Annotated in this window: 15 protein-coding genes; 11 read left to right on the top strand and 4 right to left on the bottom strand. The window is 70.2% G+C overall.

Annotated elements, in window-relative coordinates; translation table 11 throughout:
- From A5787_RS21235 to A5787_RS21215, 5 genes are all read left to right on the top strand, one after another.
- Positions 1–1,868 (top strand): proton-conducting transporter membrane subunit (locus A5787_RS21235; RefSeq protein WP_197507330.1); only part of this gene is annotated, 1,868 nt, incomplete at its 5' end.
- Positions 1,865–2,824: a respiratory chain complex I subunit 1 family protein gene (locus A5787_RS21230; protein WP_066970678.1), complete on the top strand. Its 960-nt coding sequence runs from the start codon at positions 1,865–1,867 to the stop codon at positions 2,822–2,824. The genes A5787_RS21235 and A5787_RS21230, both read left to right, overlap by 4 nt.
- Positions 2,821–3,483 (top strand): hypothetical protein, encoded by a 663-nt coding sequence (locus tag A5787_RS21225; protein WP_066970676.1) that lies wholly within the window; start codon positions 2,821–2,823, stop codon positions 3,481–3,483. The genes A5787_RS21230 and A5787_RS21225 overlap by 4 nt, the downstream gene beginning before the upstream one ends.
- Positions 3,483–4,952, top strand: coding sequence for a proton-conducting transporter membrane subunit (locus tag A5787_RS21220; protein ID WP_066970674.1), 1,470 nt, complete (start codon positions 3,483–3,485; stop codon positions 4,950–4,952). The genes A5787_RS21225 and A5787_RS21220 overlap by 1 nt, the downstream gene beginning before the upstream one ends.
- Before the next feature lie 47 nt (positions 4,953–4,999).
- A complete protein-coding gene (locus tag A5787_RS21215; RefSeq protein ID WP_066970684.1) occupies positions 5,000–6,427 on the top strand; it encodes an NADH-quinone oxidoreductase subunit C in 1,428 nt (475 codons plus the stop codon).
- Between the two features lie 10 nt (positions 6,428–6,437).
- Here the strand turns inward: A5787_RS21215 and A5787_RS21210 are convergent, their stop codons facing one another.
- Positions 6,438–7,337, bottom strand: a complete 900-nt coding sequence (locus tag A5787_RS21210) for an A/G-specific adenine glycosylase (RefSeq protein ID WP_066970671.1) — start codon at positions 7,335–7,337, stop codon at positions 6,438–6,440.
- Between A5787_RS21210 and A5787_RS21205 the strand changes: the two genes are divergently transcribed.
- Both A5787_RS21205 and A5787_RS21200 read left to right on the top strand, forming a co-directional pair.
- A complete protein-coding gene (locus A5787_RS21205) occupies positions 7,336–7,953 on the top strand; it encodes a carbonic anhydrase (protein WP_066970682.1) in 618 nt (205 codons plus the stop codon). The genes A5787_RS21210 and A5787_RS21205 overlap by 2 nt on opposite strands.
- Positions 7,954–8,058: 105 nt before the next feature.
- Positions 8,059–8,874 carry a hypothetical protein gene (locus A5787_RS21200; protein WP_156764062.1) on the top strand — a complete coding sequence of 272 codons (816 nt, stop codon included), beginning with the start codon at positions 8,059–8,061 and terminating at the stop codon, positions 8,872–8,874.
- Between the two features lie 6 nt (positions 8,875–8,880).
- On the opposite strand, the gene disA is transcribed toward A5787_RS21200, so the two are convergent.
- From disA to A5787_RS21185, 3 genes are all read right to left on the bottom strand, one after another.
- On the bottom strand, positions 8,881–9,954 hold the full coding sequence (gene disA / locus A5787_RS21195) for a DNA integrity scanning diadenylate cyclase DisA (protein ID WP_066970668.1): 1,074 nt from the start codon (positions 9,952–9,954) through the stop codon (positions 8,881–8,883).
- Positions 9,951–11,387: a DNA repair protein RadA gene (radA, locus tag A5787_RS21190; protein WP_066970665.1), complete on the bottom strand. Its 1,437-nt coding sequence runs from the start codon at positions 11,385–11,387 to the stop codon at positions 9,951–9,953. The genes disA and radA overlap by 4 nt, the downstream gene beginning before the upstream one ends.
- A 72-nt stretch (positions 11,388–11,459) precedes the next feature.
- On the bottom strand, positions 11,460–11,978 hold the full coding sequence (locus A5787_RS21185) for a hypothetical protein (RefSeq protein WP_066970663.1): 519 nt from the start codon (positions 11,976–11,978) through the stop codon (positions 11,460–11,462).
- Between the two features lie 302 nt (positions 11,979–12,280).
- On the opposite strand from A5787_RS21185, the gene carD reads away from it, so the two are divergent.
- The 4 genes from carD to cysS form a co-directional block, all read left to right on the top strand.
- Complete coding sequence (gene carD, locus A5787_RS21180; RefSeq protein ID WP_007166539.1) at positions 12,281–12,769, top strand: RNA polymerase-binding transcription factor CarD; 489 nt, start codon at positions 12,281–12,283, stop codon at positions 12,767–12,769.
- 18 nt (positions 12,770–12,787) lie between these two features.
- Complete coding sequence (gene ispD, locus A5787_RS21175) at positions 12,788–13,459, top strand: 2-C-methyl-D-erythritol 4-phosphate cytidylyltransferase (RefSeq protein WP_066970660.1); 672 nt, start codon at positions 12,788–12,790, stop codon at positions 13,457–13,459.
- Positions 13,456–13,944: a 2-C-methyl-D-erythritol 2,4-cyclodiphosphate synthase gene (gene ispF, locus A5787_RS21170; protein ID WP_066970658.1), complete on the top strand. Its 489-nt coding sequence runs from the start codon at positions 13,456–13,458 to the stop codon at positions 13,942–13,944. The genes ispD and ispF overlap by 4 nt, the downstream gene beginning before the upstream one ends.
- A 41-nt stretch (positions 13,945–13,985) precedes the next feature.
- Positions 13,986–14,858: cysteine--tRNA ligase (gene cysS, locus A5787_RS21165; RefSeq protein ID WP_066970656.1), on the top strand; the 873-nt coding region annotated here is incomplete at its 3' end.

Raw genomic sequence — 14,858 nt, 5'->3', positions numbered from 1 at the left:
GGGTATGGGCGGGCATGATCGGGATGTTCGGCCCGGTGCGAGAAGTCCGCATCGGGTGGCTGCTTCCCCTGTCGGGGGTGCAGTTGAGCCTCGACCCGCTCGGCGGGTTCTTCATGACGCTCACGGGCGCGGTCGCGGTTGCCGTCGGGCTGTACACGATCGGGTATGCCCGCCGCGGCCACCTGGGCAGGGCGACGCTCGCGGTGTTGCCGCTGTTCGTCGCTGCGATGCTCGTCGTACCCGCGGCGGGGTCGGTGACCACCTTCCTGCTGGCGTGGGAGTTGATGGCGGCCGCGTCGCTGGTGTTGGTGCTGGCCGAACACACCCGCCCGCAGGTTCGCTCCGCCGCCCTGGTGTACGCGGTGATGACCCAGTTGGGGTTCGCCGCGATCCTGGCCGCGCTGACGGTGCTTGCGGCGGCCGGGGGCGCGAACCGGTTCGCCGACCTGCACCGGATCTCGCCGGGCGCCTGCAACGCGGTGTTCCTGCTGACGGTCGCGGGGTTCGGTTCGAAGGCCGGGCTGGTGCCGCTGCATGCCTGGTTGCCGCGCGCCCACCCGGAGGCGCCCAGTCCGGTGTCGGCGCTGATGAGCGCGGCCATGGTCAACCTCGGCGTCTACGGCATCTGCCGTTTCGATCTGCAGCTGCTGGGCCCGGGCCCCCGCTGGTGGGGCCTGGTCTTGATGGTCGTCGGCGGGGTGTCGGCGCTCTACGGCGTGGTGCAGGCCTCGGTGGCCACGGACCTCAAGCGGCTACTTGCGTATTCGACAACCGAGAACCTCGGGCTGATCACGCTGGCCTTGGGAGCCGCGACCCTCTTCGCCGCCACCGGTGCACACCGGCCGGCGACGATCGCCGCGGCCGCGGCCATGCTGCACCTGATCGCGCACGCGGCGTTCAAGAGTCTCGGCTTCCTGTCCGCCGGGTCGGTGCTGGCCGCGACCGGGCTGCGTGACCTCGACCGGCTGGGCGGTCTGGCCCGCCGGATGCCGGCGACCACCGCCCTGTTCGGGGTGGCGGCGCTCGGCGCGTGCGGGCTACCGCTGGGCGCCGGGTTCGTCAGCGAGTGGCTGCTGGTCCAGTCGCTGATCCACACCGCCGCAGAACACGTCGCCGTCCTGGCGTTGACGACACCGCTGGCGGTGGGCGCGGTCGCGCTCACCACCGGCCTGGGCGTGGCGGCGATGGTCAAGGCGTTCGGCATCGGATTTCTGGCGCGGCCGCGCTCCGAGCGGGCCGCCGGGGCCGTCGAGGCGCCGCGCAGCATGCTGGCCGGCATGGCGCTCGCAGCGGCCGCCTGCGTGACCCTGGCCGTGGCGCCCGCGACCGTCGCCCCCGCGCTGCGCCAGGCGGTCGCTGCGCTACCCGCCGCCCGGACGGTGGAATTCACCGATTTCGGTGCCCTGGTTCGCCTGCCCGGCCTGCAAGGGTCGATCGCACCCGGCGTGATCGTCGCCGGCTGCTGCGCGGCCGCGCTGGCCGCGGCGATGCTCGCACAATGGCGCCGCAGACGGCGCCCCGAGCCCGTCACGGCGCCCCTATGGGCTTGCGGTGCAGACGATCTCACCGCCCGCATGCAGTACACCGCGACCTCCTTCGCCGAGCCGTTGCAACGGGTCTTCGACGATGTCCTGCGTCCCGACACGGACATCGAAGTCACCCACAGCGCCGAATCGCGGTACCTGGCCGACAAGATCACCTACCGCAGCACCATCGGCGACGCGATCGAGGATCGCTGCTACCCGCCGGTGATCCACGCGATCTCGGCCGCGGCGCGAGTGGTCCGGCGCGCCCATACCGGCAGCGTGCACCTGTACCTGGCCTACGGCGCGCTCGGTGTGCTGACCGTGCTGGTGGTCGCCCGATGAACGTCCTTTCCTACGTCGCGGGCGCGGTGCAAATCGGCGCCGTGGTGGCCGGCGCTCCGCTGGTCGTCGGCCTGACCCGCCAGGTGCGCGCGCGCTGGGAAGGACGCGTCGGTGGCGGCATCTTGCAGCCGTGGCGCGACATCATCAAACAGCTTGGCAAGCAACAGATCACGCCGCGCGGTACGACGGTGGTGTTCGCGGCCGCGCCCGCCGTCATCGCCGGATCGACGCTACTGATCGCAGCGATCGCGCCGCTGGTCGCGACCGGATCCCCGCTGGATGCCAGCGCCGACTTGTTCGCCGTCGTCGGCCTGCTGTTCGTGGGCACCGTCGCGTTGACCCTGGCCGGCATCGACACCGGCACCTCGTTCGGCGGCATGGGTGCCAGCCGCGAGATCACCATCGCCGCGCTCGTCGAACCCACGATCCTGCTGGCGGTCTTCGCGGTATCGATGCCGGCGGGCTCGGCCAATCTCGGTGCCCTGGTGGCGCACACCGTCGCCCATCCCGGGCAGGTGGTGTCGCTCGCCGCGGTGCTGGCGTTCACCGCGCTGGTGATCGTCATCGTCGCCGAAACCGGGCGCCTGCCGGTGGATAACCCGGCCACCCATCTCGAGCTGACGATGGTCCACGAGGCCATGGTCCTCGAATACGCCGGTCCCCGACTGGCACTGGTCGAGTGGGCGGCCGGGATGCGGCTGACGGTGCTGCTGGCGCTGCTGGCAAACCTGTTTGCGCCCTGGGGCATTGCCGGCGACCGGCCCAGCGCGGTGGACGTCGTCGTCGGCCTCGCGGCCGTGGCCGCCAAGGTCGCGGCCCTGGCGGGACTGTTGGCCACCGTCGAGGTGTTCGTCGCCAAGCTGCGGCTGTTCCGGGTTCCCGAGTTGCTGGCCGGATCGTTTCTGCTGGCGCTGCTCGCGGTCGTCGCGGCCAACTTCTTCGGGGTGCCGGCATGACGTACAACACTTTTACGGTACTGGTCGACCTCGCCGCCGGCGGACTGCTGCTGGCCGCGGTGCTGATCGTGTGGCGCCGCGACCTGACCGCCATCGTCCGTCTGCTGGCCTGGCAGGGCGTCGCCCTGGCGGCCATTCCCGTGCTGCGCGGTGTGTATGACGGCGACGGTGCGCTCATCGGCGTTGGTGTCGCCGTGCTGGTGTTGCGGGCCGCGATATTGCCGCGGCTGCTGGCGCGCGCGACCGGCGCCGACCCGCAATGCCACCGCGAAGCCACCCCGCTGATCAACACCGCGACTTCGCTACTCATCACCGCGGCGCTGACGCTGGCCGCCTTCGCCGCCACCGGTCCCCTGGTGAATCTGCAGCCCGCGGCCACCACGACCGCGGTGCCGGCCGCCACGGCGGTGGTGCTCATTGCGTTGCTCGTCATGGGAACGCGCCGGCACGCGGTCTCCCAGGCCGCGGGATTCCTGATGCTGGACAACGGAATCGCCGCCACCGCGTTCCTGCTCACCGCCGGGGTGCCGCTGATCGTCGAGCTCGGCGCCTCGCTGGACGTGCTGTTCGCGGTCATCGTCATCGGCGTCCTGACCGGCCGGCTGTCCCGGGCGTTCGGCGGCGCGGACCTGGACGCGCTGCAGGAGTTGCACGACTGATGTTGGGTCTACTGCTCGCCGCGATCCTCGCGCCCGTCGGTGCGTCGATCGTCACCCTGATCGCCGGATGGCGCAGGGCCACCGCGGCATTGATCGTCGTCTCGGCGGTGTGCGTGCTCGGGTGCGGTGCGGCCCTCGGGGTGCTCACCCGACCGGGCACGCGGTTCGCGCTGGGCGGGATGCTGCGAGTGGACGCCCTCACCGTCACCATGTTGATCGTCATCGGAAGCGTTGCGACGCTGGCGACCTGGGCCAGCATCGGTTACGTGAACGCCGAACTTGCGCACGGGCACACCGATGAGCGCGGCGCCCGCGAGTACGGGGCGCTGACCGCGGCCTTCGTGGCGGCGATGGTTGTCGCGGTGTGCGCCAACAACATCGGCATCGTCTGGATCGCCATCGAAGCCACCACGGTGATCACCGCGTTTCTGGTTGGGCACCGCCGCACCCGCGGCGCACTCGAGGCGACGTGGAAGTACGTCGTGATCTGCTCGGTCGGCATCGCGATCGCGTTCCTGGGCACGGTGCTGCTCTACTACGCCGCCGAGCACGCCGGTGCGCCGGCCGCGGCAGCCCTGAACCTCGATGTACTCACGGCGCATGCCGTGGGGCTCAATCCCGACATCGCCCGGCTTGCGGGTGGATTGCTGCTCATCGGCTACGGCGCGAAGGTGGGGCTGTTTCCGTTCCACACCTGGCTGGCCGACGCCCACAGCCAGGCCCCGGCGCCGGTTTCGGCGCTGATGAGCGGGGTGCTGCTGTCGGTGGCGTTCTCGGTGCTGATCCGCATCAAGCCGATCATCGCCGCGGCGGCCGGACCCGCGTTCATGCGGGCGGGGCTGCTGGTGATCGGGTTGGCGACGCTGGTGATAGCGGCCCTGATGCTGACGCTGACGCCCGACATCAAACGGATGCTCGCCTACTCCTCCATGGAGAACATGGGGCTGATCGCGATCGCCGCGGCCGCCGGGACCACCCTGGCCATCGCGGCGCTGCTGCTGCACGTCCTCGCCCACGGCCTGGGCAAGACGGTCCTCTTCCTGGCGACCGGCCAGCTGCAGGCCGCGCACGGCTCTACCGCGATCGCCGACATCGGCGCCGTGCTGCGGCGCTCCCGCCTGATCGGCGTATCGCTTGTCGTCGGAGTCGTCGTGCTGCTCGGGCTGCCGCCGTTTGCGATGTTCGCCAGCGAGTTGGCCATCGCCCGATCGTTGGCCGATGCCCGGCTGGCCTGGGCCCTGGGGCCGGCACTGCTGCTGATCGTGGTCGCCTTCGCCGCGCTGGCGCGCAACTGCGGGCGAATCCTGCTGGGCGACCGCCCCGGTGCCACACCGGAGATCGCCGTGCCGCGAACGGTGGCGGCGGCCCTGGTCGTCGGCGTCGCGGCGTCGCTGGTGCTCGGCGTCACGGCCGGCCCGTTGACCGGCCTGTTCACCACCGCGGCAACCAACGTCGGGACGCCGCGGTGAACCGTAACTGGTTGCGCCACCGGCTTTCCCAAAACGGTGTCGCCGAGATGGCGGAAGACCTGCTGGGCAAGGGCTTTCGCCTGGCACTGGTGGCCGCCCACGACGACGGCGACGCTTTCCGCGTCGTCTACCTGTTCCTGGCCGGCCGGCCCGATCGCCGCGTCGAGCTCGAATGCGTGGTGAGCAAGGACGATCCGGCGCTTCAGTCGCTGGCGTACCTGTCGTTTGCGGCCGGCCGCTTCGAGCGCGAGATGGCCGACCTTTATGGAATCCGGCCCCTCGGGCACCCCAAAGCGCGCCGACTGGTCCGGCATGCCCATTGGCCCGAGGAGTGGTATCCCATGCGCGGCAACGCCGCGCCCTCGCCGCGCTTCGACCGCGTCGGCGCTTTCCCGTTCGTCACCGTCGAGGGGCCCGGGGTGTACGAGATTCCGGTGGGCCCGGTGCACGCCGGGCTGATCGAGCCCGGCCATTTCCGCTTCTCCGTCGCCGGCGAAAGCGTGCTGCGGCTCAAGATCCGGCTGTGGTTCGTCCACCGGGGCGTCGAAAGGCTCTTCCAGGGTCGGCTGGCTGCGGGCGCCGTCGAGCTGGCCGAGCGCGTCAGCGGCGACACCTCCGTCGCGCACGCGCTCGCCCACAGCCTGGCCATCGAGGACGGGTTCGGTATCGAACTGCCCGACGAGGCGCACCGCCTGCGGGCGCTGCTCGTCGAACTCGAACGGCTCTACAACCACGTCGCCGATCTGGGCGCGCTGGCCAACGACGTCGGGTTCTCCCTCGCCAACGCCCACGCCCAACGCGTCCGCGAAAAACTGTTGCGGCTCAACGCGAATGTCACCGGACACCGGCTGCTGCGCGGCGCCATCCGCCCCGCCACGGTGGCGCTGCGGGCGCTGCCCGACGCCGACGAACTGCGGTCCGTCGCGGCCGATGTCGCCGAGATCGCCGAGCTGACCCTGCGCAACTCCGGGGTGTATGACCGGTTCGCCGGCACGGCCGCGCTGCACGACGAAGACGCGCGGGCCCTCGGCTGCCTGGGTTATGTCGCGCGGGCCAGCGGCATCCGCACCGACGCGCGGCTCGAACACCCGACCACCACCCTGCCCGTCACCGAGATCGGCGCCGACGCGGGCGATGTGCTGGCCCGCTACACGGTGCGGCGCGACGAATTCGCCGCGTCTGCCGAATTGTGCTGCCACCTGATCGAATCACACACCGGCCCAATCGAATACACCGAGGATCTGCCGGCGCTGCACGCGCCCCGCAGCGGGATCGGCATCGTCGAAGGATGGCGCGGCACCATCGTTCACCGCGTCGAAATCGATGCCGCCAATCGCATCACCCGAGCGAAGATCGTCGACCCCTCGTGGTTCAACTGGCCCGCGCTGCCCGTCGCGATGACCGACACCATCGTCCCCGACTTTCCGTTGGCCAACAAGAGCTTCAACCAGTCCTACGCCGGCAACGATCTCTGATCGAGGCCGTTCATTGCTCGCCCGGTAACGCGAACCGGCCGTCGACCGTCCTGGTCACCAGGCCGTCGGCCAGCAGCGAATCCAGCGCGCGATCGCGCTGCGCCGGATCGGTCAGCCACGCCACGTCAAGTTCCGCCCGAGTGACCGGGGAATCGTTGGCGCGCAAGATATCCAGCAACCGACCGCGGACCTGGCGGTCGGTGCCGGCGTAGGTCTGCACCCGGCGGGCCGGCCCCTGCGCGGGAGGACAACCCGCCCCCCGCCACGCGCACCCGTCAAGCGGGCACAACCCGCATCGGGGGGCCCGTGCGGTGCACACGATCGCGCCCAGCTCCATCAACGCGATCGAAAACTGCGGCGCCCGTCCGTCATCCGGTAGCAACGCGGAGACGTCGGCGTGGTCGCGCGCCGCGGACGGCGCACCGGCGTCGGCCAGGCCGTGCACCGCGCGCGCCACCACCCGCCGCACGTTCGTGTCCACCACCGGCACCGGGCGGCGGTAGGCGAAGCACGCGATCGCCCGCGCGGTGTAGCTACCGACGCCGGGCAGCGTCATCAGGACGTCGACGTCGTCGGGAACCACATCGTCGTGGTCGCGCGCGATCACGGTGGCGCACTCGTGCAATCGCTTGGCCCGCCGCGGGTAACCCAGCTTGCCCCAGGCCCGCAGCACGTCGGCGGCGCTGGCCGCGGCGGTGGCCGACGGGGTGGGCCAGCGCCGCACCCAATCCGGCCAGATCGGGAGCACCCGCGCCACCGGCGTCTGTTGCAACATGAACTCGCTGACCAGGACCTGCCACGCGGTGACATCCGGTTCCCGCCAGGGCAAGTCGCGGCGCGACCGGTCGTACCAGTCGATGAGTTCGTTCGGGCGGAACTTCATGCGCGGGTGCGGCATGATGTGTGGCATGCCAAACACCAGCCCGGTAACCGCATGGAAAGCACTCAAAGAGGGTAACGAGCGATTCGTCGCCGGCCAGCCTCAGCATCCCAGCCAGAGCGTCGACCACCGGGCCAGCCTGGCCGCGGGCCAGAAACCCACCGCTGTCGTGTTCGGCTGTTCGGACAGCCGCGTGGCGGCCGAGCTGATCTTCGACCAGGGTCTGGGTGACATGTTCGTGGTTCGCACCGCCGGGCAGGTCATCGACTCGGCGGTGCTGGGCTCGATCGAGTTCGCGGTGACGGTGCTCGACGTGCCGCTGATCGCCATCCTCGGCCACGACAGCTGCGGCGCCGTCAAGGCGGCGCTGGCGGCGATCCAGGACGGCGCCATACCGGGCGGTTTCGTGCGCGACGTGGTGGAGCGGGTCGCGCCGTCGATCCTGATGGGCCGGCGCGACGGCCTGAGCCGCGTCGACGAGTTCGAGGAACGCCACGTCAAGGAGACGCTGGCGCAGCTCATGGCGCGCTCTTCGGCCATCTCGGAGCGGGTGTCCGCGGGCACGCTGGGGATCGCCGGCGTCACGTACCACCTCGCCGACGGGCGCGCCGCATTGGTCGACCACGTCGGCGATATCGGCGAATAACGGCCGCCTTTCTCACCGCCACCTACACGGCGGTCGGCCAGCAAACAGGGCGACACGCCGACGCGGATCGAACAAATCCGCGTGACCTGGGCCTACGGTGTGATCGTGCTGGATCTGGAACCGCGTGGCCCGCTACCTACCGAGATCTATTGGCGGCGCAGGGGCCTCGCCCTGGGCCTTGCGGTCGTCGTGATCGGGGTCGTGGCCGCCATCGTCGTTGCGTTCATGGGCAACAAGGCGGGCGCCAAGCCCGCCGGCGCCGACAAGCCCAACTCCGCCCAAAGCAAGCCCGCCGCGCCCCCGAACCAGGCGCCGCCTCCGGGGCAGGAGGGCGTCACGCCGGTACCGGCCCCGCAGGGGCAAAACCCCGAGTCGCCCACCCCCACCGCCGCGGTGCAGCCGCCGCCGGTGCTGAAGGAGGGCGATGACTGCCCCGATTCGACGCTGGGCGTCAAAGGCCTGACCAATGCGCCCCAGTACTTCATCGGCGACCAGCCGAAGTTCACCATGGTCGTCACCAACATCGGCCTGGTGTCGTGCAAGCGGGACGTGGGTGCCGCGTCGCTCGCCGCCTACGTCTACTCGCTGGACAACAAGCGGCTGTGGTCCAACCTGGATTGCGCGCCGTCCAACGAGACCCTGATCAAGACCTTCACGCCGGGCGAGCAGGTGACGACCGCGGTGACCTGGACGGGCATGGGGTCGGCGCCGCACTGCCCGCTGCCGCGGCCGGCGATCGGGCCGGGCACCTACAACCTCGTCGTGCAGCTGGGCAACCTGCGCTCGCAGCCGGTCCCGTTCATCATGAATCAGCCGCCACCGCCGCCGGGACCCGTGCCGGGGCAGCCGGGTCAGCCGGCGCTCGCGCCGCCGCCGGAGGCCCCGCCGGGCGTCGCCCCGGGCCCCATTCCCGCGGGCTGACCGCGTTCAGGTGAGCGGATCGGCGATGGTCGATTCCGCCAGCTGTGACAATCCCTCGCGCACGTGGCGGGCCCACATCCCGCCGATGCCGTCCACCGACTCCAGGTCGTTGGCGCTGGCCGCCAGCAGGTCCTGCAGCGTTCCGAAGGTCCGGACCAACAGGTCCACGTGGGCGAACTGCAGCCGTGGGATGCCGGCCATCGCGCGGTAGCCACGCGGGCTCAGCGCCGAATCCTGCGCCTCCGCCGTCGTCGGGTATCCGAAAACCTTTGCCAGCGAGGTGAAGTCGAGCAGCTCGGTGTCCGAGAGGGCGTCCAGCTCGTCCAACGTGGCGGTGATCTGCGCTTTGGACAACGGCTCGGGGCTGGCGTGATAGTCGCGGACGATCAGCTCGCGGGCGATGTCGTTGCCGCCCAACAACTCCTCGAGCTGCAGCCGCAACTGGCGGCCGTCGGTGCCGAGCTCGACGCAGTCGTAGTCGATCGCCAGGCCGATGCGCCGGACCAACTCCAGCCGCTGCACCACAGTCATCACGTCGCGCAGCGTCACGAAGTCCTCGATCTCCGCGCGGGACAGCTGCCTGCTGACCTCGTCGAGCCTCATCTTGTACCGCTCCAGGGTGGCGATCGCCTGGTTTGCCCGCGACAGGATGGTCGCGGAATCGGCCACCACGTGGCGCTCGCCGGCGACGTAGACGGTGACGATGTTCATCGAGTGGCTGACCGAGATCACCGGGTACCCGGTCTGGATCGCGGCGCGCTCCGCCGACCGGTGGCGGGTCCCCGATTCGTCGGTGGGTATCGACGGATCCGGAACCAACTGCACGTTGGCGCGGACGATGCGGCCGCCGTCGGTGGACAGGACGACGGCGCCGTCCATCTTGGACAGCTCGCGCAGCCGCGTCGGCGCGTACCGGACATCCAGGGCAAACCCGCCGTCGCAGATGGCCTCGACGTTCTCGTCGTTGCCGAGCACGATCAACGCACCGGTGCGGCCGCGCAGGATGCGCTCCAAGCCGTCGCGCAGCCCGGTGCCCGGCGCCAGGCGGGCGACGGTCTCACGCAGTGTCGGACGGGTCACAGCGTGTCATTGTGCGGCCCCACGGCGTTATGCGTCCAGCCGTTGGGGCGCTCGGCGATGGCTTTCATGTGTTGGAGGGCCGCCACGATGGTCGGCGCACGCAGCGCCCGCATCCCGCTCGGCACTATCTCGCGCCGGGGATCGTCGCCGTCCGGGATGAGCGCGATGCTGAATCCCTGGCGCGCTGCTTCGGCCAGCCGCCGCTCCATCCCAATGACCCGGCGCAGGTCGCCCGCCAGCCCCACTTCGCCGATCATCACCGCCGTGGTGGGCAGGGGCAGGTTCGTATACGCCGAGGCCAGCGCGATCGCGACGGCGAGATCGGAGGACGGATCGGTCAACCGCATGCCGCCCACGGTCGACAGGTAGACGTCGTTGACGGCGATGTTCAGCCGGGCGTGCTTTTCCAACACGGCAGCGATCATCGCGGCGCGGGCGTGGTCGATGCCGCTGACGGCGCGGCGCGGCGAGCCGCCCGACGGGGTCGCCAGCAGCGCCTGCACCTCGCCGATCAGCGGCCGCTTTCCGTCCAGGGCCACCGTGATCGCGGTGCCCGCGACCGGGGCGGGCCGCTGATCCAGGAAAAGGTGCGACGGGTCGTTGACGTCCTCGATCCCGTTGTCGTGCAGCATGAAACACCCGACCTCGTCGGCGGCGCCGAATCGGTTCTTGATCCCGCGGACCATCCGCAGTGGGCCGTTGCGATCGCCCTCGAAGTGCAGCACCACGTCGACGAGGTGTTCCAGGGACCGCGGTCCGGCGATGGCGCCGTCCTTGGTGACGTGGCCGACCAGGATCAGGGCGACGCCGGCGGCCTTCGCGGCGGCCGTCAGCGCCGCGGTCACCGCGCGCACCTGCGTGACCCCGCCGGCGACGCCGTCGGCCTCGGTGGTGGACATGGTCTGCACCGAGTCGACGATGACCAGCGCCGGCCGGACCGTCGCGATGTGGTCGAGCACCGTGTGCAGGTCCGACTCGGCGGCCAGGTACACCTCGTCACCGCCGCAGCTGATGCGGTCGGCGCGCAGCCGGATCTGGCCGGCCGACTCCTCGCCGGAGATGTACAGCGCCCGGCTGCCCGCCTCGGCCCAACGGTGGGCGACCTTGAGTAACAGCGTCGACTTACCCACGCCCGGATCGCCCGCCAGCAACGTGACCGAGCCGGGGACCACCCCGCCGCCGAGCACCCGGTCCAATTCGCCGACGCCGGTGGAGCGGTGCCGCGTGCTGTGCGCTTCTATCGAGCTGATGGGAACGGCCCGCGACGCCGAGGCCGCCGCAGCGCCGGCGCGACGCCCCGCGCCGCCGATGGCGGCCAGTACCGGCACCTCGTCGACAGTGCCCCAGGTGCCGCACTCCGCGCAGCGGCCCACCCACTTGGCGGTGACGTGCTTGCATTCGGAGCAGCGGTATTGCGAGCGCGGATGTGCCACGTCATGACGGTATCGGGCGGGTGCGACATGCCCGGTGTGACAGGCCGGGTCAGCCCCCGGTTAGCGCCGCGCTCAGGCGGGTTGGGATCCCACTCCGGCCGAAACCGGCACCATCACGCTGGCCTGCCCGGCCTTCTCGAAGTTGAAGGTGAAGTTGTAGGCCAGGCCGTTGCTGATGGGCTTGGCCAGCGCGACGGTCGCCTTGACCGCGTTGTTGGGCTCGAGCGGACCCGGGGCCACATTCTGGCCTTCGGGTTTGCCGATGAACAGCATCCCTCCGGCGGGCAGCCGGCCATCGCCGCCGATCGTGACCGCGCCGACGTCACTGGTGATGCTCACCAGCCGGTCCGCGACGTCCGGCGACTGGTTGATGGCCACCGCCACCAGATCCACCGTTCGCCCCGGCTGCAGGAAGTCACCGGTCTGCACGGCCTGCATGCGGATGTCGCGCAGCGCGACGTTGTTGATGGTGACCCGGTTGCCGTTGACGGCGGGCTCCTGGGTGGCCATTTGCGAGATCTGACCGGCTCCGCAACCGCTGAGCAGGGTGGCGACCAAGGCGACCAGACCGACGACGGCGAAGCGGTTCACTCAATGCCTCCTGCTCGGCTCGCGCCCTCACGACGCACCAATTCAGCGGTTCGACTATGCAACTATGCACAGTAGTAGGAAGGTCTGCGCGGCGGTAGCGCAGGGCGCCAGACCAGCGCAGCAAGGCCGCCGGTGGGGGGCTTGCCCGGGTCCAATAGGGACGAGCGTAGTGTGACCCCTTGCACGTCTTCCGCCGCCTGTCAACCCCTAATATGCATGCGATGTGCCCCTGACCTGCACCGTTGTTCCCCAAGCCTTGGCCCGCCGTGTTAGACTGAAGTAACGAAAGGGGCTCGAATCAGATGATCTTCAAGGTCGGCGACACCGTTGTATATCCACACCACGGTGCTGCGTTAGTCGAGGCGATCGAAACCCGCACCATCAAAGGGGAACAAAAAGAGTATCTCGTCTTGAAAGTTGCGCAGGGAGATCTGACCGTTCGAGTGCCCGCAGACAACGCCGAATACGTCGGTGTCCGCGATGTGGTCGGGCAAGAGGGCCTGGACAAGGTGTTCCAGGTGTTGCGCGCGCCCCATACGGAAGAGCCGACGAACTGGTCCCGCCGATACAAGGCCAACCTGGAAAAGCTCGCCTCCGGCGACGTCAACAAGGTGGCCGAGGTAGTGCGCGACCTGTGGCGCCGTGACCAGGAGCGGGGTCTGTCCGCCGGCGAGAAGCGCATGCTGGCCAAGGCCCGCCAGATTCTTGTCGGTGAGTTGGCGCTGGCCGAGAGCACCGACGACGCCAAGGCGGAGACCATCCTCGACGAGGTTCTGGCCGCCGCTTCCTGAAGGTCCTGAGGCTCTTTGGTGGTCGGGGACACAGTTGTCGCACTGGTCCCGGCCGCGGGGTCGGGGGCACGGCTGCAAGCCGGCGTTCCGAAAGCATTCTGTGAGCTCGACGGGCATACCCTGCTCGAACTCGCCGTCGCCGGCCTGCTGGAATCCGGGGTCGTCGACCATGTCGTAGCGGCCGTCCCCGACCACCGCATCGACCAGGCCAAGCAAGTCCTGGGCAGCCACGCCACGGTCGTGGCCGGCGGGGCCGACCGTATCGAGTCGGTCCGGCTTGCTTTGTCCGCTTTGCCCGGCGACTCCGAGTTCGTGCTCGTCCACGATGCCGCCCGGGCGCTGACGCCGCCCGCGCTGATCGTGCGGGTGGTCGAAGCGCTGCGGTCGGGGTACGCCGCCGTCGTGCCCGCACTGCCCTTGTCTGACACCATCAAGGCCGTGGATGCCAACGGGGTGGTCCTGGGTACGCCCGAGCGGGCCGGTCTGCGAGCGGTGCAAACGCCGCAAGGCTTCGCCACCGACTTGCTGCTGCGGGCCTACGAACGGGCGGGCAGCGCGGATTTCACCGATGACGCGTCCCTGGTCGAGCACGTCGGCGGCCAGGTGCAGGTCGTCGACGGCGACCCGCTGGCGTTCAAGATCACCACGCAGCTCGATCTGGTGCTGGCCCGAGCGATCGTGCGCCGGTGAGCGAGCCGCTCCGGATTCCAAGGGTCGGGCTGGGCACCGACGTGCATCCGATCCAAGCGGGGCGCCCGTGCTGGCTGCTGGGGCTGCTGTTTCCCTGCGCCGACGGTTGTGCGGGCCACTCCGACGGTGACGTAGGGGCGCACGCGCTGTGTGACGCGCTGCTGTCGGCAACCGGGTTGGGCGACATCGGCGCGGTATTCGGGGTCGACGACCCCCGTTGGGAGGGCGTCAGCGGCGCCGACATGCTGCGCCACGTCGTCGGCCTGGTTTCGGGGCAGGGGTACCGCGTCGGCAACGCGGCCGTCCAGGTGATCGGCAACCGGCCAAAGGTGGGTCCGCGCCGCGCGGAGGCGCAGCGGGTCCTTTCCGAGCTGCTGGGGGCGCCGGTGTCGGTGTCCGCGACGACCACCGACGGCCTGGGCCTGACCGGGCGGGGCGAGGGATTGGCCGCGATCGCCACGGCGCTGGTGTTCCCGACCGGCTAGCGGCGCAGGTTGCGGTAATTGGGCAGGTAAGCTGGCACGTCGTGACCGATCGCGCCCGCCTGCGGCTACACGACACGGCAGCCGGTGCCGTGCGTGATTTCGTTCCGCTGCGCGACGGGCACGTCTCCATCTACCTGTGCGGCGCCACGGTCCAGGGCCAGCCGCACATCGGCCACGTCCGCAGCGGGGTGGCGTTCGACATCCTGCGCCGCTGGTTGATCGCCCGCGGTTACGACGTCGCGTTCATCCGCAACGTCACCGACATCGACGACAAGATCCTCAACAAGGCCGCCGCGGCGGGCCGCCCGTGGTGGGAGTGGGCGGCCACCTACGAGCGCGCGTTTTCCGCCGCCTACGACGCGCTGGACGTCCTGCCGCCGTCGGCGGAGCCGAGGGCCACGGGGCACATCACCCAGATCGTCGAGCTGATCGAGCGGCTGATCGAAACCGGTCACGCCTACACGGGCGGCGGTGACGTCTACTTCGACGTGCTCAGCTATCCCGAATACGGCGCGCTGTCCGGGCACAAGATCGACGACGTCCACCAGGGCGAGGGCGTGGCCACCGGCAAGCGCGACCAGCGCGACTTCACCCTGTGGAAGGGAGCCAAGCCCGGCGAGCCGTCGTGGCCGACGCCGTGGGGCCGGGGCCGGCCGGGCTGGCATTCGGAGTGCGTGGCGATGGCGCGCGAATATCTCGGGCCGGAATTCGACATCCATTGCGGCGGAATGGATTTGGTCTTCCCGCATCATGAGAACGAGATCGCGCAGGGGCGCGCCACCGGGGACGGCTTCGCCCGCTACTGGCTGCACAACGGCTGGGTGACCATGGGCGGCGAGAAGATGAGCAAGTCGCTGGGCAACGTGCTGGCGATACCGGCGATGCTGCAGCGCGTGCGCCCGGCCGAACTGCGC

This window comes from Mycobacterium sp. 852002-50816_SCH5313054-b (assembly GCF_001667185.1).
GTDB lineage: Bacteria > Actinomycetota > Actinomycetes > Mycobacteriales > Mycobacteriaceae > Mycobacterium.
Note: the sequence above shows the minus strand (reverse complement) of the source record. Positions and strands in the feature narration are given on the sequence as shown.

Coding starts and splice junctions, on each gene's coding strand:
- A5787_RS21220 (WP_066970674.1), top strand. CDS start 3,483: ATGTTGGGTCTACTGCTCGCCGCGATCCTCGCGCCCGTCGGTGCGTCG.
- A5787_RS21215 (WP_066970684.1), top strand. CDS start 5,000: ATGGCGGAAGACCTGCTGGGCAAGGGCTTTCGCCTGGCACTGGTGGCC.
- A5787_RS21225 (WP_066970676.1), top strand. CDS start 2,821: ATGACGTACAACACTTTTACGGTACTGGTCGACCTCGCCGCCGGCGGA.
- carD (WP_007166539.1), top strand. CDS start 12,281: ATGATCTTCAAGGTCGGCGACACCGTTGTATATCCACACCACGGTGCT.
- A5787_RS21205 (WP_066970682.1), top strand. CDS start 7,336: ATGCCAAACACCAGCCCGGTAACCGCATGGAAAGCACTCAAAGAGGGT.
- A5787_RS21230 (WP_066970678.1), top strand. CDS start 1,865: ATGAACGTCCTTTCCTACGTCGCGGGCGCGGTGCAAATCGGCGCCGTG.
- A5787_RS21210 (WP_066970671.1), bottom strand. CDS start 7,337: ATGCCACACATCATGCCGCACCCGCGCATGAAGTTCCGCCCGAACGAA.